The organism is Hymenobacter sp. HSC-4F20 (assembly GCF_019599275.1).
GTDB lineage: Bacteria > Bacteroidota > Bacteroidia > Cytophagales > Hymenobacteraceae > Hymenobacter.
In genome coordinates, this window is sequence record NZ_JAHZTD010000001.1 from 438,205 (window position 1) to 459,341 (window position 21,137).

Here is a 21,137-nt window from a genome sequence, read left to right on the forward strand (position 1 = left end):
ACCTTTGCCTTTCATGTATTCTTCATGAATCTAGCTGGGCATAGTGCATAGTAGGCGTAAAGTTGTGGCATGGTGGCTGTTGGGCCTGTTGCTTCGGGTAGTAGCTCCCGAGGCGGCCGTGCTGCGCCTGCACTTCCACCAGCACACCCAGGACACGCCTCTGACCAGTATCAGTGTAAAGTCGGGACAACAGAAGGAGGTGCTTTCGGGCAAGCACCAGCACTGCTACACGGAGCAGCTGTATAACGCCCCCTTCCAGCCGGCGGTGCCAATAAAGTTGCCGGAGCCCGTGCGCCTGTTGGCCTACGCGGTATACCGGCCTCAAGCGCCCGTGTGCCGGGCCTCGCACCTGCTAGAGGGTGCCTGCCTGCGGGGGCCGCCAGTTTCCTGTAGCTAGAATCAGCTGTATTTCAGCCGCCAATACGGCCATTGGCTGGATGCTGTACTCCGTCGGCCTATCAAACTCTGGCTGCCTAATGACTAGGTAGTTGCTCGGAGTATCAGACCTCTGCCAGGCTGCGTGTAGGCGTGTGCTACCCCGCGAGGGCTCCAGCAACCAGGCCAGCAAGGTTTCTGGGGTAGTGCCAACAAGCTGATTTTCCTGTAGAGGCTCCCGCGGATTGCCGGGCCGCTACGGCCGTGCGGTAGTCGGATACCCGGCGGCATTCCTCCTTCTTCTTGACTATAACCGCCCTGGGCCACAACCCGGCCAGGGAACAGGTGCGCCTTTTTTCATGCTACGACTACTTTTGTTTTTACTGCTGCTGGCCCCGAGCCTGGCAGCCGGCCAAACCTTGTCTGGCCGCATCAGCGGCCACCTCATCAGCCCCACCGGCCAGGCCCTCGAAGGCGTTACCGTGGTGGAAAAATCCGGGCGGTTTTCGGCCCTTTCCGACGCCGAAGGGCACTTCTCCCTGGATCAGCTGCCCCTGGCCGAGTACACGCTCATCACCCGCAGTCTGAGCCACCAGCAGGAGCAGCGCACGGTTATTCTGAGCGCCGAAACACCTGCCCTAGTGGTCGATTTTACCCTGCGCGCCAGCACCAATGCCCTCCAGGAAGTGGAAGTGCTGGGCCGCAAGGAAACCACCTACAAGAGCGACTACAGCTTTGTGGGCACCAAAACGGCCACGGCGCTGAAAGACGTGCCCCAGTCGATTTCCACCGTGACCAAGGAGCTGATGGAAGACCGCCAGGCCCTACGCCTGCCTGATGTGGTAAAAAACATAGCCGGCGTTACGCAGTATTCGCATTACGACGACCTGACCATCCGGGGCTTCCGCAACGGCTACGAAAGCGGCTTCCGCCTCCTCAACGGGCTGCGCTCGGGCTTCAGCTACGGCAACTCGTTTACGCAAGCTCCCCTAACGGTGAACCTGGAGCGCGTGGAAGTGCTGAAAGGTCCCGGCGCAGCTCTCTACGGCGACATCAACCCCGGCGGCACGGTGAACATGGTAACCAAAAAGCCGCTGGACGTGGCCCGCAAAGCGGTGAGCTTCTCTAGTGGCAGCTTCAACACCACCCGCGCCACGGCCGACTTCACGGGCCCCCTGAACGAGCGCAAAAACGTGCTCTACCGCTTGAATGCGGGCTTCGAGAAGTCGAACACCTTCCGCGACGTGAACGACACCCGCTCCGTGATGGTGGCCCCCACCGTCACCTTCCTGCCTACCGACAAAACCACCATCAACGCCGAGCTGGTGTATACCCACGTAGATGGGTTTCTGGACCGCGGCCTGCCCATTCGGGGTGGTGATTTGTACGCCCTACCCCGCTCGTTTACCCTAAGCCAGCCGAGCGACTATTTCCGCACCAGCACCTACTACCTCAACGCCTCGCTCAACCACAAATTCACCGATTGGCTGTCGTTCAATGCTTCCTACCTCGACTTCACCTACAACGAGAACCTGAGCGAGCACCGCACCCTGAACACCTACGCCGACGCGCCCGCCAACACGGTCATGAACCTGCGCTATTTCGACCGGCGCGCCGAAGAGTACACCAAAAACCTGGCCGCCTACTTTGCCCTCAACCGCTCCACGGGTTCCATTACGCACAAGGTGGTAGCGGGCCTGGATTACATCCGCTTCACTACCGACAAGCAAAGCACCATGTTTGAGGCACGGCAGAAGCTGGTGAATGGGGTAGCCACGCCGCTGACCTTCGACCTGAAAAATCCGGTGTACGAAATTCAGGACCCCACCAAATACGTCCGCCGGCCGCTGCCCCAGTTCTTCATCGACTACATCAACTCGGTGTATCACACCACCGGCCTTTATGTGCAGGATCAGATAGCCGTGACGCCGCGCCTGGGCCTGCTGCTGGGGGCTCGCTACGAGCTGTTTGCCGATGAGCGGGACTACGGCGACGGCTCAGACAACATCAAGCAGCGCAAGCTGCTGCCGCGCGCCGGCCTCACCTTCGCTCTGCTGGGCAACCTGAACTACTTTGCCTCCTACAGCGCTGGGTTCCGGCCCCTCAAGCCCGAGTATGTTCGGTTTCCGGAGCGCTACGGCCGCAGCTCATCCTTCGACCCTGAAACCAGCTATCAGCTGGAAACCGGTTTGAAGGGCGAGTTCTTCAATAAAGCATTGTTCGGGACCGTGGCCGTGTACCAGATTGTGAAGCGCAACCAACTGGTGAGCACCGGCTCGCTTACACCCGACGGGGCACCGGTGTATCGTCAGAACGGCGAGGCCCGTTCCCGCGGGGCGGAGTTGGAGCTGACTGGTAACATCGTTTCCAACCTAAGCCTAAACGCCAGCTATGCCTTCAATCACTCCGAAGTCCGGAATGCCCAGCTAGACGCCGAAAATGGGCAGCCGCTGGCCAATGCGCCCAAGCATTCGGCGGGCCTCTGGACCAAGTACACGTTCGTAACCCCGGCGTTGCGTGGGTTTGGCGTGGCCCTCGGAGGCAACTACGTAGCTGCTCGCCGCACCGAAAACCGGGTGACCAATACCACGACGGGGGAGGAATACTGGGGGCACTGGCCCTCTTACACGGTGCTCGATGCCGCCCTGTTCTATACCGTGGACAAGTTCAACTTCCACCTGAACGTGAACAACCTGCTCGACCGGTACTACTTCGTGGGCGGGTACGACTACTTCCGCACCAGCCCCGGCGCCCCGCGCAACTTCATGGCTACCGTGGGCTACACCTTCTAAAAAGCTGCTTGTATAAAAGCCCTCTTGGCCGTGTCATGCGGAGCGGAGCCGAAGCATCTCTACCGCTGGCTAACCATAAGCAACCGCTCCGTAGCCCAGGGTTTAAACCCTGGGCTATTGAACCGCAACGAAGCAGTAGAGATGCTTCGACTGCGTTCAGCCTGACAGTTCAGAAGGAGCGAATGTCACGATACACTACCTGTTTGCATATGAACTACATTCTGGAAGCCAAGGAGCTTCGCAAGGAGTACCCTAACAAGCTGGCCCTACAGGGGCTGAACCTGCAAATTGAGCCGGGGGAGGTGTTTTGCCTGTTGGGCCAGAACGGCGCCGGCAAATCCACGACCATCAACCTGTTTCTGGGCTTCATTGCGCCAACGTCGGGGGCGGCTTTTGTGAACGGTATGGAGGTAGCCGCCAATCCGCTCAAAATCAAGGAGCACCTGGCTTACATTCCGGAAAACGTGATGCTCTACCCCCACCTGACGGGCCTGGAAAACCTGGCTTTGTTCAGCAGTCTGGCGGGTTTCAAATACAAAGAGGCAGAGTTGCTCGACTACCTGCACCACGCCGGCCTGCCCGCCGAGGCAGTGCGCCGGCGCGTGGGCACCTACTCCAAAGGCATGCGCCAGAAGGTGGGTATTGCCATTGCCGTAGCCAAGCATGCCAAGGTGCTGCTGCTCGACGAGCCTACCTCCGGCCTCGACCCCAAAGCCTCCAACGAGTTTTCGCAGCTGCTGACCCAGCTGAGCACCGAGGGCACGGCCGTGCTCATGGCCACCCACGACATCTTCCGGGCCAAGGAGGTAGGCACCCGCGTGGGCATCATGCGGGAGGGCGAGCTGGTGGATGTGCGCCCCACGGCGGCCCTGAACGCCCAGGAGCTGGAGCAGCTCTACCTCACCTACATGCACAACTAGTCCGCCCCCGATGATGCATAGTATTGCGCAAAAAGAATTCGTCAGCACCCTGCGCGACAAGCGTTTTCTGGTGCTGAGCGTGCTGGTGCTGGCCTTGCTGCTGGCCGCTACCCTGGTGGGGCGCGCCAGCTACCAGACCCTGCAGCAGGAGCGGCAACTAGCCCAGCAAACCGTCAACGACCAGTTCCGCCACCAGCCCGCGCGGCATCCGCACCGCGTGGCCCACTACGGCTCCTTTGCCTTCCGGCCCCGCTCCGGTCTCAGCCTACTCGACTCGGGCGTGGACTCGTTCACGGGCACCTCGGTGTTCCTGGAGGCGCACCAGCAGAACAGCGTCAACTTCAGCCAAGCCCAGCAGTCGGGCTCCCTGATTCGGTTTGGAGAAATGACGGTGGCCTTTGTGCTGCAAATGCTGGTTCCTTTGCTCATTATTTTTCTGTGCTTCGGGGCCTTCACCCAGGAGCGCGAAACGGGTACGCTGAAGCTGCTGCTGAGCCAGGGCGTATCGTTGCGGCAAGTGGCCTGGGGCAAGATTTTGGGCTACAGCCGCGCCGTGGCGTTGGTGGTAGCGCCGGCCCTGGCCCTGGCTGCCGCGTTGCTGTTTGGGACGGAGGAGTTTACTTCCGGCACTGACTTGGTAGGGCGGCTGGGGCTGTTTGTGCTGAGCTACGCGGTGTACTTTTTCCTGTTCATTGTGGGGGCCGTGGTGGTGTCGGCGGTGCAGGCCAGTTCCCGGGCGGCGCTGGTTACGCTGCTGGGCCTCTGGATTCTCGGTTGCATCATTCTGCCCAAAGCCACCGCCAACCTGGGTGCTACCCTGTACCCGGCCGTGACCAAGGCTCAGATGGACGCCGATGTGCACGAGGAAGCCCAGCACGGCATCAACGGCCACGACCCGCAAGACCAACGCTCGGCCGCCCTGAAGGCGGGGCTGCTCAAAAAGTACGGCGTCGATTCGGAGGAAAAGCTGCCGGTGAGCGTGGGCGGTATCGTGATGAGTGAGAGCGAAGCCTATTCGGCCAAGGTGTACCAGCAGCACTTCGCCGACCTGAACGCCACCTACGAGCGGCAGAACCGCCTTTCTGATTGGGTAGGACTGCTGAACCCCTACCAAGCCATCCGGCCCCTGTCCATGGGCCTGGCTGGTTCCGATTTCGCCCACTACGTGCACTTTCAGCAGGCCGCCGAAACTTACCGCTACGCCCTGGTGCAGCGCCTGAATGCCCTGCAAACCAGCATGGGCTACGGCGACAAGGAGCGCAAGCTCGATGCCCACACCTGGCAGCAGCTACCCCTCTTTGCTTACCAGGCTCCCCCCCTCGGCTGGGCCTTACCCCGCCTGCTGCTGCCCGTGGCGGCCCTGTTGCTTTGGGCTGTGGGCCTGAGCTGGCTGGGGCTGCGGCTGATTTCCAACTCCCGACTTGCCTGACCTGATGAGATTATTCTGGCTTCTGTTTTCCTACGAGTGGCGACACTTCCGGGCCGCTAAAGGGCTGGTGCTGCTGTGCGCCTTGCTGCTGCTCACAGGCCTCTACGGCATCTACTACGGCACCACCGAAATTGAGCGCCAGCGCCAGCACCTTACCACCCTGCCCGAGCTCACGCGCCGCAACGTGGAGGAACTTAAGGTGAAGTTTCCTGGCCCCACCGATGCCGGCGACATTGGCTATTACCACACCACCTATGCCGTGCACCACCCCGACGCCTGGGCCGCCCTCTCCCTGGGCCAGCGTGATATAAACCCCTACTACGTGAAGCTGCGCCTGCTGGGCCTGCAAAACCAGCTCTACGCCACCGACAATACCAACCCCATGAAGGTGCTCAGCGGCAACTTCGACCTGGCGTTTGTGCTGGTGTACCTGTTTCCGTTGCTCATCATTGCCCTGAGCTTCAACCTGCTGTCCAGTGAGCGGGAAGAAGGCATCCTGACCTTGCTGCTGGCCCAGCCCGTGAGCCCCGGCGTGGTAGTAGGCGCCAAGCTGGCTTTCCGTCTGGCCGTGGTGCTAGGGCTGGCCTGGCTGCTCTCCGCCGTGGGCATGCTTTGGGCCCAGGTGCCGCTGGATGGCCGCGTACTTACGTGGTTGGGGCTGAGCACGCTGTACTGCCTATTCTGGTTTGGGGTAGCACTGATCATCACGGCCTTGCAGCGCACCTCGGCCTTTAATGCCGTAACCCTGCTGGGCGTGTGGCTGCTGCTGGTAGTGCTGGTGCCCAGCCTGCTGAACCTGGGCGTGGCGGCGGCGCACCCCGTGCCGCAGGGCATCGAACTGACCATCAAGCAGCGCGAGGAAATCCATGCCGGCTGGGACCGGCCGAAGACCCAGACCATGAACCGGTTCTTTGCCCTGTATCCGCAGTGGCGCGACACGGCCACCATCCGGGAGCGGTTTGTATGGCGCTGGTATTACGCCTTCCAGCACCTCGGCGACCTGGCCGTGGCCAAGCAAGCCGCCGCCTACGCCAACGGCCTCCAGCAGCGCTATGACTTGGTGGAGAAGCTGAACCTACTCTCCCCGGCCATCAACGCCCAAGGCAGCCTCAACGCCCTGGCCGGCACCGATTTGCCAACTCACCTGAAGTTTCAGCGTAGCGCCACCGCCTACCACGATGCGCTCCGGGCCTTTTACTACCCCTTCCTGTTCCGCAAAGTCGAATTCACCCACAAAGACTACGCCCAGGAGCCGACCCACACCTTCACCAGCCAACCCGAGCTGAGCACCGCTCTGCGCGGCCTGGTCAAGTTACTATTGAGCGTGGGGGTAGTGTTTGCGGCCGGACTACTGCTGCTCCGGGCGCGGCCCATCAATCCGCGCTAGGGCTTGGCCGCGGGAGCAGAAGGACACAGCCACAGCAGCTAATGGCCTTCCTCTACGAATTGACGCAGGCGCCGACGGGTGATGGTCTGGTTGTTCCAGTAGAATGAATCGGCCATTTCCCTTCGGCTCAGCGTGGCATCTGACTGTTGGCTGAGCCAACTGACGAAGGCGGCCCGGTCGGGAAAGGGTAGGGCGTAGGGTGGGCGCTCATCGATAGTGTTCAAGCCCTGCAGCTGCCCATCCCAGACCTCGGCGTAGATAAATGTGCCCTCTACGCAGGCCAGCCCGAGGCCACAATAGTCGCGGTGGTAGGGCACCAGCGTCCGGCCTGCGGCTAAGGCATCGGCTACCTGCTCGGCTAATGGCAACCCGTAGGAGCGTGGGGGCATGGCGGCTATAGTAAGGCTAGTACTCTAGCACGTCGTCAATCTTATAGCCCTGGTCCGTTTGGAGCACCTTGATGTCGCCCTGGTTATCCATTTTGTAGGTCAGGTCCCGGATGGTGACGTTGAAGAGGTACCCATTGTCCTGGGTGCGCTCTTTGAACGTGCAGCGCGTGACTTTCAGGTTGCCATAATCCTGAGCGGTGAACAGGAAGCCACCCGTGCCCACGTACTTGGGGTTGTACTGGCCCGCCCATTTCTTCTCGAAATCCGCCACGGCCTTATCCTGATCCTCCGCGAATTCCAGGTTGATGGATTCGAGCTTGTAGGCTTTGTAGCGCCGGGTATAAATACCAGCAGTAGTATCAGTATCGGCCTTGGCATCGGCTCCGGGGCTGTCCGTATGGTAGTAGTCTTCCACGCTGCTCATCAACCATTGCCGGGCGCCAGCTACATCATCAGCGGCAGCCTCGGGTGCTGTAGGTTGATCAGGAGTTTGGGTTGCGCCTGTTGCGGGAGTGGAGGCAGCGGCTGGTGTTTCGTTGGGTTGGGTCTGGCAAGCCGCGAGCAGGCCCACCAGGGCACAAAGCGGCAATAAGGATTTGGGCATACAGGTAGCTAACGAATAGAGGCGTGAATATATAAAACCCAGCTACGGCAACCTGACTCGAAAAAGTGCGAAACCACTCCGCCGATGTGCTGTCACCCGTGGATGGGGTAGTAGTTTACACGACGGCTGCGCCGCCCATCAGCAAAGGTGAAAGCCTGTTCAGCATCGGCCACCTGCCTAAAGCCGCTTAGCCCTAGCCAGTAGGAGAATAGCCTTTTTACTTTACAGGCTGGCAATCAAATCAGTCAGAGCCGCTTTTACTGTGGGCAGATGAGTACAGATTCTCGGGTCCATCAAATTACCTCCGAAACCTGCTCTATCTTCGGACACTTTACTGGTCAACCTTTGCAGGTTTGCCTTTAATGCTTTAGGCTGATGGGCACCCAGAGTCCAAATGGCAACTATTTTGGGGAAATCTGGCGTCTTGGCGTCTGCCAGCAGAGCGAGTAACTGCTGATTTGCTTCCGGGGTGTTAACGGCTGTCAGCGCCCGAGCAGCAGATATTTGGGAGTGGAAGTTTCGATTGTCGCGCAGGAAGGGTAGGGTAGCGGCGTAAAACTCAGTTAGCCCCAGATGATAGATAGTTTCGAGGGCGGCGTGCTGCCTAAAAAAGATGGGTAGTTCTTCCTCATTCAGCGCAGCGGGCTTTTGGGCCAGCTGTTGCCCAATAAAGGTACGCACTGCTTCGGCCGCGTAAGGCTGCTGATGGTAGTGTTGAAAAATAGCCGTCATGGTTAGCTCGTAGGCTGGTCGCTCCAGTAAAGCTTGATGATAACTATGGCGGTAGGTAGCGGAAACACGCTGGCCCTTCACTAAAGCAAAGCCAGTGGTAGGAGTAGCGAGACTATAGGTATCGGCCTGATTTTTCTTGAGGAAAAAGTAAGCTGTATCCCGGGGACTGAGGTGAAACTCTGGTCCGTGCCCGCCCGAAGTACTACACAAATCAAGTGAGTAGAAATTGGTGAGTTTAACGGTGCCGGTAAGAGGACTGCCTACCGCTCCCAGGGTAGCAAGTACAGTAAGCGTAGCGCTGTTCTCAGCCGCCGCCGCGACGGTGGCCAGCACAAAATAATCCGCTTCCTTTACCACCCGGTCATGCCAAGGTTCATTCCAGGTAGTAGCGTAAGTTAGGTTAGACCCTCCAAGCAACAGGAGCCAAACCAGAATGAAGCGAAGAAAATGCAGTGAGTTGCGCATAGCAACAATAGCAGTGAGTTGCGCATAGCAACAATAGAATAAGTGAGCAGGAGTATAGAGTTGGCGTAATACTACCGTATTCCTTCTGATTTTTGACTGCCACCTCTTCAGCTTGTTATGCTCGACGCCCTGCGCACTTACTTCTCTGATAGGCTCCCACTTTCCGAAGCCCAACTCACCGAGCTGGAAAGCTTGCTCACGCCGCGCCAGCTGGCTCGGCACGAAGTGTTGGTGCGCCAGGGGGAGGTAGGGCGTTACGGGGCCTTTGTGGTGCGGGGCTGCCTGCGCAGCTTCGTGACCGACGAGCGGCAGAAGGAGCACATCCTGCAGTTCGCGCCTGAAAACTGGTGGATTTCTGATCAGCACAGCCTGGCGCGGCAACAGCCGGCCCTGTTCTCCATCGATGCCCTGGAAGACTCCGAGGTGCTGGTGTTCGGAGCCGAGTTCTACGCCCGGCTACAGTCCTTCGGGCCAGAGTTTCAGATGTTGTTTTATCAGTTGCTGCAAAACAGCCTGGTGGCCCTGCAGCGTCGCTTGATTGGCGTGCTCAGCGCCCCGGCGGAGGTGCGCTACCAGGAGTTTCTGCAGCTCTATCCCACGCTGGCCCGGCGGCTACCCCAGCGCCACATTGCCGCCTACCTCGGCATCACGCCTGAGTCTCTAAGTCGCATTCGGGGCGAACTGACCCGGAATGGGTAGGGTACAAGTGCTGCATCAGGCCGGCTAAGCGGAGCGCGTGGGGAGGACGTAAACAGGTGCCTTCCGTTATGTTCTCTAGTATATAACGTAGGCAATATCAGAGGTGTAGACTTGAGGAATAGATAGTAGGTGAATATTTAGAATCTGTATGCATAACCGATTAACTGCCTGAGGATTAATAGCTCACTGCTGGGTTTTCTGGTATATAGGATTTTAAAGAGAGGAAATACGAGCAAAAGAATAACGTGGGGCCGAAGTCCGGCGTAAAGGAAACGCACTGTCCGGTTCGCTCCCTCTGGGTGCAGTAGGCCGGGTAGCTGCTTTCCGCTCGCACCCTCACCTAACTATTCTTTCTCTCATGATACAACAGTCCTCAACCTCCGCAGCCCAAGCGGGTGGGGTGGCTGCTCCGCCGCCCACGGGCACGGTGCGTCTCACCATCAACGGCCAGCAGCACACGCTGCAGATTGCGCCCTGGACGACCCTGCTCGACGCCCTGCGCGAATACGTCCACCTCACGGGCACCAAAAAAGGCTGCGACCATGGCCAGTGCGGGGCCTGCACCGTGCTGGTAAACGGCAAGCGCATCAACAGCTGCCTCTCGCTGGCCGTGATGCACGAAGACCACGACATTACCACCATTGAAGGGCTGGGCAGCCAGGAAAATCTGCACCCCCTGCAGCAGGCCTTCATCGACCACGACGCTTTCCAGTGCGGCTACTGCACGCCGGGCCAAATCTGCTCGGCTCAGGGCCTCATCAACGAAGGCCGGGCCCACACCGAGGAAGAAATCAAGGAGCATATGAGCGGGAACCTCTGCCGCTGCGGTGCCTACGCTGGCATTCTGAATGCGGTAAAGGAGGTAGTGGATGCCAAGAGCTCAGAGCCTAGAAGATAGAGCGTAGATGGCCCTGCCATCTGCGTCTCGCCTAATTCTAAGTTCTCACCTCTCAGTTCTAAGCTCTCAACCATGAATCCATTCACTTACTCCAGCGCTACGGCCGTCGAGGACGCCGTGCGCGACAATGCCAGCCACGAGGGCGCGGCTTACATCGGGGGTGGCACCAACATCCTCGACCTGATGAAGGAAAATGTGGCGCGCCCTACCCACCTGGTGGGGCTGAACAAGCTGCCACTTACTGCCATTGAGCCTACCCCCGAGGGTGGCCTGCGCCTGGGCGCCCTGGCTACCAACGCCGATACGGCCTGGAACGAGGAAGTAAAGCGCCGCTACCCGCTGCTGAACCAGGCCATTTTGGCCGGGGCCTCGCCGCAACTGCGCAATATGGCCACCAACGGCGGCAACCTCATGCAGCGCACCCGCTGCTACTATTTCTACGACACGGCTACCCCCTGCAACAAGCGCGAACCGGGTTCGGGCTGCGGGGCCATTGGGGGTTTCAACCGCATTCATGCCATTCTGGGGGCCAGTGAGCAGTGCATTGCCACGCACCCCTCCGATATGTGTATTGCCCTGGCCGCCCTGGCCGCTACGGTGCGCGTGAGCGGGCCGAACGGCGAGCGGACTATTCCGTTTGAGGACTTCCACCGCCTGCCCGGCAACACCCCGGAGCGCGACAACAACCTGGAGCCCGGCGAGCTGATTACCGGCCTCGATTTGCCCGCCAAAGGCTTCGAGAAAAACTTCAGCTACCTCAAGCTGCGCGACCGGAACTCCTACGCCTTCGCCCTGGTATCGGTGGCGGCGGCCCTGGAGCTGGACGGCGACACCATCAAAGATGCCCGCCTGGCCCTGGGCGGCGTAGCCCACAAGCCCTGGCGCGACCAGGAAGCCGAAAACCTGCTGAAAGGCCAGCCCGCTACCCCCGAAACCTTTGCCCGTGCTGCCGCCAAAGTGGTAGAAAGCGCCAAAGGCTACGGCTCCAACAACTTCAAGATTGAGCTGGCCCGCCGCGCCATTGTGCGCGCCCTCAAGCAAGCCGCCGAAGGCAGCCAGCACGCATCCGACGTCTTTTTAAACTCGAATCCATGAGCACGACCAACTATATCGGCAAGCCCACGAGTCGGGTTGACGGCCCGGCCAAGGTAACGGGCGCCGCTACCTACGCCGCCGAGTTCCATGTGCCTAATATGGCGTACGGCTGGGTGGTGAGCAGCCCCATTGCCAAAGGCCGCATTACCAAAGTTCACGCTGATGAAGTGCTGGCTATTCCGGGCGTGCTGGAGGTGTTTTCGCACGAAAACGTGCCCGGCCTGGCCTGGTTCGACCGTAACTACAAGGACGACGTAGCTCCTGGCGGCTCGCCCTTCCGGCCCCTGCACGAAGACAAAATCAAGTTCAACCAGCAGCCCATTGCCCTGGTAGTGGCCGAAACGCTGGAACTGGCCCGCTACGCTTCCTCGGTGCTGCGCATCGACTACGAGGAAGAAGCCCACGAAACCGACATCGAAGCCAAGCGCGACGAAGGCTTTGAGCCAGGCCGCGGCAAATCGGGCTGGATGCCGCCACCCCCGCCCCGCGGCAACCCCGACAAAGCCTGGGAAGAGGCCGAGCACCACATCGAGCACGAGTACGTGCACGGCGCTCAGCACCACAACCCCATGGAAATGTACGGGGCCACCGTAGAGTGGCGCGGCGACAAGAAGCTGACGGTCTATGACAAGACCCAGGGGGTAGTAAACGTGCAGAACTACCTCACCAAAATCTTCGGGCTGAGCAAGGACGACTGCCGGGTAATTAACCAGTACATGGGCGGCGGATTCGGCTCGGGGCTGCGGCCGCAGTACTCGGTGTTTCTGGCTGTGCTGGCTTCCCTGGAGCTGAAGCGTTCGGTGCGCGTCACGCTCACGCGCCAGCAGATGTTCAGCTTTGGCCACCGCCCGCACACGCTGCAATACGTGAAGCTGGGTACCAATCCCGATGGCACCCTGGCCGCTATTCAGCACCACGCCCTCCACGAAACCTCGCAGTTTGAGGAGTATACTGAAAACGTGGTGAACTGGAGCGGCATGCTCTACCAGTGCGAAAACGTGAAGCTGGGCTACCAGCTGGCCAAGCTGGATGTGTTTACGCCCCAGGACATGCGCGCGCCCGGCGCCGCTACCGGCTCTTTCGCCCTGGAAGTAGCCATGGACGAAATGGCCGCTGCTGCCGGAATTGACCCCATCGACTTCCGCATCCGCAACTACGCCGAAGAAGACCAGAACGCTGGCAAGCCCTTCTCCAGCAAGCGCCTGCGCGACTGTTACCACCAGGGCGCGGCCAAGTTCGGGTGGGAGAAACGTAATCCTCAGCCCCGCTCCATGCGCAAGGGCAACCGTCTGGTGGGCTATGGCATGGCCGGCGGCGTGTGGGATGCCACCCAGAAGAAAGCCGCCGCCAAGGCTACCCTCACCGCCGACGGCAAACTGCAAGTAAGCAGCGCCACCGCCGACATCGGGACGGGTACCTACACCATCATGACCCAGATTGCGGCCGAAACCCTGGGCTTGCCCCTGGAGGCCGTAACCTTCAAGCTCGGCGACACCGACATGCCCGAAGCCCCCGTGCAGGGCGGCTCCTGGACGGCCGCCTCGGTGGGCTCGGCCGTGAAGAGCGTCTGCGAAGCCATCGGCGAGAAGCTGCTCAAGCTGGCCCAGAAGATGGAAGGCTCGCCCCTGAAAGGCGCCAGCCCGGACGAGGTGGAGTTCGTGAACGGCCAGATTCGGCTGAGCAACAACCCGAACGAGGCGGTTGTCATCCGCGACGTGCTGCAGGCCAGCGGCGAAACCAGGCTGGAAACCGACACCTCGGCTACCCCCAACTTGCTCAAGCAGGCCACCCACTCCATGCACTCGCACAACGCCGTGTTTGTGGAGGTGGAGGTAGATGAGGAGTTTGGCACCGTGCACGTTACGCGCGTGCTCAACGCCGTGGCCGCCGGCCGCATCCTCAACCCCAAAACCGCCCGCTCGCAGGTGCTGGGCTCCATTGTGTGGGGCATCAGCATGGCTCTGATGGAGGAAACCATCATGGACCACCAGTTTGGGCGCTACATGAACCACAACTACTCGGAGTACCACATCCCCGTGCAGGCCGATATCAACGATATCGAGGTGCTGTTCGTGGAGGAGGAAGACGACGTAGTAAACCCGCTCGGGGTGAAGGGAGTGGGCGAAATCGGCCTGCTGGGCGTAGCCGCCGCCATCACCAACGCCGTGTACCACGCCACCGGCAAGCGCGTCCGCGACCTGCCCATTTACCTGGACAAGCTGCTGTAATCTGGCTTGCCGTAACACAGAAAAGCCCCGGTGCCGTAAGGTGCCGGGGCTTTTTTGGTGGGTTATTTCTACTGAACCACAAGAATCATAGGTTTCGAGCAATATTGATGAAATCATTGAGGCTTTTTCCTAAGATAGCCATTCCAGCGTCATGTGGATTCTCCAACTTGTATTTTCCTTTTGCTGCTCCATTTAAAGAATAGTCGTGTCCATCTATTGTTACAATACACCAATGGTTGTACCTACACTCAACGATTACATTATCAGAATAGAATGGCCACTCTTTATTATATTCGCTTTTAGAAATTTTAAGATGCTTATAGTTGGGATTACACTTTCTCTCCACTTCATCTATAAAGTTTCTCTTGTGCACTCTTTTAGGTGTTTCAATATATTTAGTTGTAGATTTTCTATAGTCAGTCTTTCCGTAATCATTCCCATATAACATGCCAAAGTCGAGGTATGAATTGACTGTAAGTTGTTTACCTAGCTCACCTACTTGGTCAAAAATAAATTGCCTTGATAGGCTAGATATGAATTTTTCAAAAACAACTATAATATAATTTGTTATGCTTTGTCCTACTTCATAGCTAGAATCATAGTCAATTAGCTTTGCATAATTAGCTTTATTAGTGGATAGAATTTTATTCTCAAATTCCTGCCAACTAGATATAGCGTCTATGCTTTTTTTGTCGCTGTCTGTTATAACGTCAAAATTATAGTATCTAGCAAATTTTCCAAATTCAGAAATTATATGTAACAATTCTTTTAAGTCTTCATTACTAAGAATGAAAGTTCTGTCAATATTAAACTGAGGTCTATTATAGTCTAAGTAATAAAATTGATTTATTTCATTTAGTAGTAATTCTAAATCATGGCCAAATTTTTTTAAATACCTAGCATCCGGCAATTTTTTGTTTTTGTTAGAATACGCTAAGCATATGTATGATTTCATGAATCTCTCAATGCCTTGTGAAAGAAGCTGAAACGGAAGAAAGTAAAAATCATTTCCTTGGCCTATATTCTGTAGTTCTCCAAAGCCTAATCGTATTAGCTTATTGGAAGTCTCTAATTCCTCTAATATGGCAAGTACTTTGTGAGTGTCAATTTCTTTCATATTGTGTCATTCTTAAGCACCATGGTATAACGCCCTGTCTAAAGTAGATTAATAAATATAGCTACAATGTCTTTAGCACCTCCACCGCATTCGTATTCTTCGGGTTAAGCTCTACGGACCTTTTGTAGTTGGCTTTTGCTAGCTCTTTGTTGCCGGAGGTGAGGTAGGCTTCGGCGAGGCTGTCGAAGGCGTTGCCGCTTTGGGGATGGAGCACGGTGTTGAGCTTGAAGATTTCCAGGGCTTTCTGGGTTTCGCCCTGGCGCAGCAGAGTGTAGCCCCAGCTGTTCAGGTCGCTTTCGGAGTGGCGGTAGTCGGTTTCGCGCTTTTTTAGTTCGTTGGTGGCCTCCACGGAGTAGCGGAGGCTGCGCTGGAGTAAGTCGGCGCTTTGCTGGGGGCCGCGGGTGGCGGCGTGGGCTTTGGCAATGGCACTGACCGCCAAGGCGGGGTTCTCGTGGAAGAGGTAGTGGCCGCAGCCATAGGCCGTGAGGCTTTCCCGGTTGGGCTGGGCCGCCACGAACTGTTGGTGGCAGGCTTTCCAGCGGGCGGCTTCGGCGGGATTGGGCATAAAGAACTGCTCCGCTACCACGTCAATAACCGGAATGCTGGCCGGAAACGGGGCGTTGCGCACGGCCTGTACCGTGGCAGGGTAGTTGAGGGTTTGGAAGTAGCGGCCCCGGTGCTCGGTTTTATTTTTGGCAATGTCGGTCTGCATGTCGCGCATCATGCCCGCGAGAAAGTCATCAGTAGCGAAAGAGGGTAGCATGGCATCTAGGAGCACCACGGCTTTCACCTGCTTGGGGTGGCGGGCGGCGTAGAGGGAGCTGTAGAAGCCGCCGTAGGAGTGGGCCACCAGCAGCAGCTCCTTGCCGTAGCCGAGCTTTTTAAGGCCCGTTTCCAGGCCCTGCATGCCGCTCAGGATGCCGTGCTGGGTGTCGTCGGCTTCCCGGGAAACCTCGCTTTTCCCGAACCCGGCCCGGTCGTAGGTTATTAGGGTGGTGCCGGTGGCTTGGGCCAGGGGCCTGAGCAGGGGCTCCCACACCCGGGCATCGTCGCCGCCCCCGGCTTCCAGCAGAATCGGGGTGCCTTTGCCTTTGATGATGTGGAAGTGCAGCCGGTAGCCACCCACATCTACCAGCGTGTCAACGGTTTGGGCACGTCCGGGTAGGGCCAGCAGCGGCAGGCAGAGGAATAGGATAGCGAGATAGTGTTTCATCAGGAATAGGATAGGAAGTATAGGGTAGAGAGGCGATTATGCGGCACGTAGTTGGCTCAGCCTGTAAGAACAGCATGGAAACCAACAAAAACGTGTCATGCTGAGCTTGTCGAAGCATCTCTACCTCTGACTAACTTAATCGTGAGGCCGAAGCGGGAGAGATGCTTCGACAAGCTCAGCATGACGTGCTAGTGGCGTATGATACGCCGTGCAAAGAAGCCATTTTCACCCGTCATTCCGAGCGGCGCGAGGAATCTGGAGTAACCTCTTTATCGGAAATCAGATTCCTCGCGCCGCTCGGAATGACAAACCGGATTTTCTTACTCCGCTAGATGCCCTGGCTAGCTACTACCATTCTCTCCCGTATCCCTGCCCCTAAGCAGAGCCACCAACCCCAGCGCCGGCCCAATGGCCAGGGGCAGCAGCAGAAACGGCGGTTCCAGGTGGCGGGCCAGCAGGCCGGTGAGCTGAATGCTGCCAACGGTCAGGGCAAAACCCAGGCAATTGACGATGGTAAGAGCCGTGCCCCGCGAGGCCGCCGGTGCATTTTGCGCTACCAGCGTAGAAAACAGCGGCGAATCGGCTACCACCACTACCCCCCAAAACACCAGAAACCCTAGCAACATCGCCACCGAGCCGCTCCCCAGCACCAACGGCGACACCACGCAGCACAGCCCCGATAAGGCCAGCGCCGCCGTAGCTACCGGGCGCGGCCCCAGCCGCTGGGAAAGCAGCCCACTGCCCACACAAGCCAGGCTACCTACCCCGATAATGAGAAAGGACAGCAGCGGCACCGCCAGCTCCGCGCCGGGGTGGCGGTGGTTGTAGGCTGCCAGCAGCACCGGCACGAAGGCCCAGAAGGTGTACAGCTCCCACATGTGCCCGAAGTAGCCAAACGCCGCCGCCCGAAACTCGGGCTCCCGGAAACCCGTCAGAAACGCCGTGAGCCGTAGCTGCTGCCCGGCGCGGCGGTAGGGGCCATCGGGCACCAGCAGCACCAGCCCTACCCCACCCAGCACCGCCAACCCCGAGGTGGCCAGCGTCACGTACTGCCACGGCAGCCGGGCGGCAGCAGCCCGGAGCAGGTGCGGAAAGGCCGTGCCCAGCACCAGCGCCCCCACTAGAAATCCCAGTGACCGGCCCAGTCCGGCCTCAAAGTAGTCGGCGGCTATTTTCATGCCTACCGGGTAGATGCCTGCCAGGAAAAACCCCGTCAGAAACCGCAGGGTCAGTAGCTGCGGAGCCCCAAGGCCACCGAGGTTGACGCCCAGGTTGCAGGTAGCGGCCAGCAGGGCACTGACAAAAAACACCCGCGAAGGGGAGAAACGGTCGGCCAGGGCCAGCAGGGCGAAGGTGAGCGTGCCGGTGATGAAACCCAGCTGCACGGCGCTGGTGAGGGTAGCCACGAAGCCCGGCGGCAGGTGGAGCTGCGCGGCTATATCCGGAGCTACGGCATTGCCGGCAAACCACAGCGAGGTGCAGAAAAACTGCGCCCCCACGATGGTGGGTAAAATGCGGGACATGAAGGGTTAGACGGGACGGGTGGGGTAGGAAATAGCTGGGCTTTACAGATACCAGAGGGCCGCCACCGCCACGGCCTCGCCCCGGGCCACGGGCGGAGCGGTAGCTTTTACCGTTACGCGGCCGCCGGCCAGGGCCACGTCCACCTCCGAGTAGCTCCCGAAAAACCGCACGTCCGTTACGGTGCCGGGCAAGCCGCCGGCCCCGGGGGGGAGCAGGGTAAGCTGCTCGGGGCGCAATAGCAGGGGCTTGCGGCGGGGCTTTACGCCGGCCAGCGTAGCCAGGGCGGCGGCCAGCTGCCCCCGGAGCAGGAGGTAGTCGCCGAACAGGCCGGCCACGTACTCGGAACTGGGCTGCTGGTAAATCTGGCGGGGCGGGCCCTGCTGCACCAGTCGGCCCTGCTGCAGCACCAGGATGGTATCGGCCCAGGAAAGCGTATCCTGCGGGTCATGGGAAATTAGGGTGCACGTCACGCCCAGCTGCTCGCTCACGTCCTGAAGCACAACTTTGAGTAGCTGCTTGTGCCCCCTATCGAGGTTGGAATAGGGCTCATCGAGCAGCAGCAGCCGGGGCGAGGACAGCAGCAGGCGGGCCAGGGCAATGCGCTGCCGCTCCCCGCCCGAGAGCTGGTTGGTGGGGCGCTCTAGCAGGTGGCTGATCCGGCACACCTCGTAGAGGTGCTGGGCTTCGGCGGCCGGCCGCTTGCTGGCGTAGCGCAGCACCTGCTCCACGCGCAGAAACTTGGGCAGTTCAAACTGCTGCGAAAGGTAGGCCACGCCCGGGTGGCCCGGCACCAGCTGCTCAAACGGCCCCTTAACCCGCCGCCCGTCCACGTGCACCGTGCCGCCGGTGGGCTGCACCAGCCCGGCTATACTCTGCAGCAAGCTGCTCTTGCCCGCGCCGGTTTCGCCCGCAATGGCCACTTTCTGGTGCGGCTCCTGGGTGAAGCTGATGTCGTGGAGCACCACGGCGTCTTTTTCCTGGAGGCTTATTCCGGCAACGGTTACTAAACTCATGGGTGGGCGAAAAAAGCGGGGTAGGGGAAGCCGCCGAGCAGAAACCCGGCCGTGGCTTCAAAGATAGGGACGGAAAATGCCGGCCCTGCGCCCTACTTTAATGGAGGCGCTACCTGCTTTGCCGTAGGGCAGGCTAGCTCCAAGTAGTGGTTGCCGTTGAACGCAAACTCCCGGATAACTTCCAGGCCGAGCTTCTGGGTGTGGGCGGCGTAGGAACGGGTGTTGATGCGGTTGATAAAGGTGACCAGCACCGGGTAGCGGGCCGCCATCTGCTCCCGCGAGAAATCAAAAATCCGTTCCAGCAGGCCGCTACCCCGGTACGCTTTGTCGAGGCAGACGGGGCCGTACTGGTAAGAATTCTCGGTGCTAAGCTGCCGGCCGGCGTAGGTCAGGGTGGGTAGCTGCGCTATCATGTAGGCGAAAATGGGCCACTCCAACCAGAACTGCCAGCTTGCGGCCATAACGTACGCCACCACCTGATTCTGGTGCGTGGCAACCGTCAGGCCCTGTTCCTGCTCAATGAGTTGTGTAAGCTGCTCGCGGGTGAAGGCGGTAGTCACGAAACCATCGGGCTTGTCCTCCTCGGCAATGGTGGCAATCTGGTATTTCTGGTGCAGGGCCAGCACGCCGTCAATGTCTTCCAGGTCGGCTAGTTTGAGGTGCATAGTGGGGGTAGGGAGGTGAAAGTATAAGTCTCTATTCTGCTCGCCAGTCGTACAGTCCGCCTGCTTCGAATACATCTCCCTCTAAAAAGCAAGACAAGAATTCGGCTAACGAGGAAGTCAAAACTTCTTCGGCGAATATTTCGAACGTGTTTTTAGATGTTTTTCTCAAGGACCACATGCCGCAGTAGGTCATGTATTCTGAGAAATGAAACCAGTGTTTGCCATAATGCCTCTTATTGGCCAAAATGTCTTCCAGACCTATCATAGTGAATAGGTCTTCCTCACAGCTAAATCCATTACAGAGCAAATAGAATTCAGTAAAATCATCTGGCAGTTCAAATCCTATTCTTCGCTCAAAAGAGATAATCTGAGATATAGAAGCTGGAGGATTTAGAGTGATTCCTGACTGTTCGTGTTTAGTAGCTATTGCAGATACTAGCTCCTTAATGGACATGGTGTAGTTAAGTCGGTTTAAGCCCACTGGTTCATGGCAAGTTAGCATGTGTAACTATTACAGGTGCCCACTATTTCTTATCCTACATCAAGGCCTCGCTACCCTAGCTGGGGTATTTTTGTTAGGTAGAAAGTACCAATCCCATGCACCGCAACAGCTTCCTCAAAGCCCTGGCCGTGCTACCCTTTGCCTCTGCTATGAACTCCCTGCAAGACCTCCATAAAACCGCCAGCTCTTTCCAGCAAACGGCCAAGATGCCCGTGCTCTTCGTCGGCCACGGCTCGCCCATGAATGCCCTGGCCGATAACCCGTTCACCCAAACCCTGCACCAACTGGGGCGCGACATTCGCAACCTCCAGCCGCCGCGGGCGGTGCTGGTCGTGTCGGCGCACTGGCTTACGCGCGGCACCTTCGTGGCCGTAAACGAGCGGCCCGAAACCATCCACGACTTCGGCGGCTTCCCCCAGGAATTGTTTGATATGCAATACCCCGCGCCCGGCGCCCCCGACGTGGCCCGCGAGGTGCTGGCAGCCCTACCCGACGCCCACCCCACCGACGAGTGGGGCCTCGACCACGGCACCTGGACGGTGCTGCACCACCTCTTTCCGGAGGCCGATATTCCGGTCTTCCAGCTCAGCATCGACTACTACAAGCCCCTGACGTTTCACGCCGAGCTGGCCCGGCAGCTGCAGTTTCTGCGCCGCCGCGGCGTCCTGATTCTGGGCAGCGGCAACATCGTGCACAACCTGCGCCAGAGCATGGCCAGCTTTATGCAGAATGACGCGCGCCCCCACGCCTGGGCCGTGGAGTTCGACGAGTGGGCCAAAGCCAAAATAAACCAACGCGACCTGCACGCCCTGGCCCACTACCAGCAGGCTGGCGCCAGTGGCCCGCTTTCCGTGCCTACCCCCGACCACTACATTCCGCTGCTCTACAGTCTGGCCCTGGCCGAGCCCGACGACGACATTCGCCACGCCTATGAAGAAGTCAGCTTCGGGGGCATGAGCATGCGCACGTTTGTGGTGGGATAAAGGGTAGGCGGCATTGCAGCTTCTGTTCTTACTACCCCAAAAAGGCCATTGCAAGAGTTGCAATGGCCTTTTTTGGGGGTAATTAGCCTCTGTTACTGGAGCTGCAT

The 21,137-nt window shown here is 58.8% G+C and carries 20 protein-coding genes; 11 read left to right on the top strand and 9 right to left on the bottom strand.

The annotated features are described in order from the left end of the window. Nucleotides 1-64: 64 nt before the first annotated feature. The 5 genes from K3G63_RS01885 to K3G63_RS01905 all read left to right on the top strand — a co-directional run bounded on the left by K3G63_RS01885 (nt 65) and on the right by K3G63_RS01905 (nt 6,903). On the top strand, nt 65-397 hold the full coding sequence (locus K3G63_RS01885; RefSeq protein WP_220612397.1) for a hypothetical protein: 333 nt from the start codon (nt 65-67) through the stop codon (nt 395-397). A gap of 337 nt (nt 398-734) precedes the next feature. Continuing rightward, complete coding sequence (locus K3G63_RS01890; RefSeq protein ID WP_220612398.1) at nt 735-3,167, top strand: TonB-dependent receptor; 2,433 nt, start codon at nt 735-737, stop codon at nt 3,165-3,167. 209 nt (nt 3,168-3,376) lie between these two features. Continuing rightward, a complete protein-coding gene (locus K3G63_RS01895; protein WP_259404232.1) occupies nt 3,377-4,087 on the top strand; it encodes an ABC transporter ATP-binding protein in 711 nt (236 codons plus the stop codon). 10 nt (nt 4,088-4,097) lie between these two features. Further along, nucleotides 4,098-5,516 carry a DUF3526 domain-containing protein gene (locus K3G63_RS01900; RefSeq protein ID WP_220612399.1) on the top strand — a complete coding sequence of 473 codons (1,419 nt, stop codon included), beginning with the start codon at nt 4,098-4,100 and terminating at the stop codon, nt 5,514-5,516. Nucleotides 5,517-5,520: 4 nt separating this feature from the next. Next, on the top strand, nt 5,521-6,903 hold the full coding sequence (locus K3G63_RS01905) for a DUF3526 domain-containing protein (protein WP_220612400.1): 1,383 nt from the start codon (nt 5,521-5,523) through the stop codon (nt 6,901-6,903). A 38-nt stretch (nt 6,904-6,941) separates the two neighbouring features. On the opposite strand, the gene K3G63_RS01910 is transcribed toward K3G63_RS01905, so the two are convergent. After that, nucleotides 6,942-7,292: a hypothetical protein gene (locus K3G63_RS01910; protein WP_220612401.1), complete on the bottom strand. Its 351-nt coding sequence runs from the start codon at nt 7,290-7,292 to the stop codon at nt 6,942-6,944. A 16-nt stretch (nt 7,293-7,308) separates the two neighbouring features. Beyond that, entirely contained in the window at nt 7,309-7,896 is a 588-nt protein-coding gene (locus K3G63_RS01915) for a hypothetical protein (protein WP_220612402.1), read from the bottom strand. A gap of 65 nt (nt 7,897-7,961) precedes the next feature. Here K3G63_RS01915 and K3G63_RS22680 point away from each other — a divergent pair, with 65 nt between their 5' ends. Beyond that, nucleotides 7,962-8,087 (top strand): hypothetical protein, encoded by a 126-nt coding sequence (locus K3G63_RS22680; protein ID WP_259404233.1) that lies wholly within the window; start codon nt 7,962-7,964, stop codon nt 8,085-8,087. Between the two features lie 31 nt (nt 8,088-8,118). Here the strand turns inward: K3G63_RS22680 and K3G63_RS01920 are convergent, their stop codons facing one another. Continuing rightward, on the bottom strand, nt 8,119-9,093 hold the full coding sequence (locus tag K3G63_RS01920; protein ID WP_220612403.1) for a hypothetical protein: 975 nt from the start codon (nt 9,091-9,093) through the stop codon (nt 8,119-8,121). 117 nt (nt 9,094-9,210) lie between these two features. On the opposite strand from K3G63_RS01920, the gene K3G63_RS01925 reads away from it, so the two are divergent. The 4 genes from K3G63_RS01925 to K3G63_RS01940 all read left to right on the top strand — a co-directional run bounded on the left by K3G63_RS01925 (nt 9,211) and on the right by K3G63_RS01940 (nt 14,013). Then, nucleotides 9,211-9,792, top strand: coding sequence for a Crp/Fnr family transcriptional regulator (locus tag K3G63_RS01925; protein WP_220612404.1), 582 nt, complete (start codon nt 9,211-9,213; stop codon nt 9,790-9,792). Between the two features lie 358 nt (nt 9,793-10,150). Further along, nucleotides 10,151-10,690, top strand: a complete 540-nt coding sequence (locus K3G63_RS01930; RefSeq protein WP_220612405.1) for a (2Fe-2S)-binding protein — start codon at nt 10,151-10,153, stop codon at nt 10,688-10,690. A gap of 72 nt (nt 10,691-10,762) precedes the next feature. After that, on the top strand, nt 10,763-11,785 hold the full coding sequence (locus tag K3G63_RS01935; RefSeq protein WP_220612406.1) for a xanthine dehydrogenase family protein subunit M: 1,023 nt from the start codon (nt 10,763-10,765) through the stop codon (nt 11,783-11,785). After that, nucleotides 11,782-14,013: a xanthine dehydrogenase family protein molybdopterin-binding subunit gene (locus tag K3G63_RS01940; protein ID WP_220612407.1), complete on the top strand. Its 2,232-nt coding sequence runs from the start codon at nt 11,782-11,784 to the stop codon at nt 14,011-14,013. Before K3G63_RS01935 ends, K3G63_RS01940 begins: the two co-directional genes overlap by 4 nt. An 85-nt stretch (nt 14,014-14,098) precedes the next feature. Here K3G63_RS01940 and K3G63_RS01945 read toward each other — a convergent pair whose 3' ends face one another. From K3G63_RS01945 to K3G63_RS01970, 6 genes are all read right to left on the bottom strand, one after another. Beyond that, nucleotides 14,099-15,130, bottom strand: a complete 1,032-nt coding sequence (locus K3G63_RS01945; protein ID WP_220612408.1) for a DUF2511 domain-containing protein — start codon at nt 15,128-15,130, stop codon at nt 14,099-14,101. Between the two features lie 61 nt (nt 15,131-15,191). Next, nucleotides 15,192-16,343 carry an alpha/beta fold hydrolase gene (locus tag K3G63_RS01950; protein ID WP_220612409.1) on the bottom strand — a complete coding sequence of 384 codons (1,152 nt, stop codon included), beginning with the start codon at nt 16,341-16,343 and terminating at the stop codon, nt 15,192-15,194. A 341-nt stretch (nt 16,344-16,684) separates the two neighbouring features. Continuing rightward, nucleotides 16,685-17,866 (bottom strand): nitrate/nitrite transporter, encoded by a 1,182-nt coding sequence (locus K3G63_RS01955; RefSeq protein WP_220612410.1) that lies wholly within the window; start codon nt 17,864-17,866, stop codon nt 16,685-16,687. Between the two features lie 42 nt (nt 17,867-17,908). Beyond that, on the bottom strand, nt 17,909-18,880 hold the full coding sequence (locus K3G63_RS01960; RefSeq protein ID WP_220612411.1) for an ABC transporter ATP-binding protein: 972 nt from the start codon (nt 18,878-18,880) through the stop codon (nt 17,909-17,911). A gap of 92 nt (nt 18,881-18,972) precedes the next feature. Continuing rightward, a complete protein-coding gene (locus tag K3G63_RS01965; protein WP_220612412.1) occupies nt 18,973-19,545 on the bottom strand; it encodes a GNAT family N-acetyltransferase in 573 nt (190 codons plus the stop codon). Between the two features lie 31 nt (nt 19,546-19,576). Further along, nucleotides 19,577-19,999, bottom strand: a complete 423-nt coding sequence (locus K3G63_RS01970; RefSeq protein ID WP_220612413.1) for an SMI1/KNR4 family protein — start codon at nt 19,997-19,999, stop codon at nt 19,577-19,579. A 197-nt stretch (nt 20,000-20,196) separates the two neighbouring features. Between K3G63_RS01970 and ygiD the strand changes: the two genes are divergently transcribed. Beyond that, complete coding sequence (gene ygiD / locus K3G63_RS01975) at nt 20,197-21,030, top strand: 4,5-DOPA dioxygenase extradiol (RefSeq protein ID WP_220612414.1); 834 nt, start codon at nt 20,197-20,199, stop codon at nt 21,028-21,030. The last annotated feature ends 107 nt before the right edge of the window (nt 21,031-21,137 follow it).